At 60.0% G+C, this 478-nt stretch carries 1 protein-coding gene; it reads right to left on the reverse strand.

The window, feature by feature from the left end; all coding sequences use genetic code 11:
* A partial coding sequence (locus QC180_RS30130; protein WP_278266257.1) for a (Fe-S)-binding protein occupies window positions 1–478 on the reverse strand: 478 nt, incomplete at both ends.

Here is a 478-nt window from a genome sequence, read left to right on the forward strand (position 1 = left end):
TCGTGATAGGTGATGTTCTGCGACACCGACGCCACCGGCACCAGCTTCTTCTGCCGCACCAACCGGTTCAGCAACTGGGTGTGGTGCACCACCTCGTAGGTGCCACCGACCTGCGGGTACTCGTTGTTGAGCGCGTTGAAGCAATGCGCACACGTGACCACGATCTTCTTCTTGGACTGCTCGACACCCTCGAACACCGAGTTGATGACCTCGATGTTCTGCATCGCCAACTGCTGGAACAGGAACTCGTTACCCGCACGACGCGCCGAGTCACCGGTGCAGGTCTCCTCCGCACCCAACACCATGAACTTCGTCCCCGCGGTGGCCAGGAGTTCGGCCACGGCCTTGGTGGTCTTCTTCGCCCGGTCCTCGTAGGCACCGGCACAACCCACCCAGAACAGGTACTCATACCCGTCGAAGCTGTCGGCGTCCTTACCGAAGACCGGGATGTCGAAATCGACTTCCTTGATCCAGTTCA

The sequence above is a fragment of the Nocardia anocheti genome, assembly GCF_029675105.1.
Lineage (GTDB): Bacteria > Actinomycetota > Actinomycetes > Mycobacteriales > Mycobacteriaceae > Nocardia.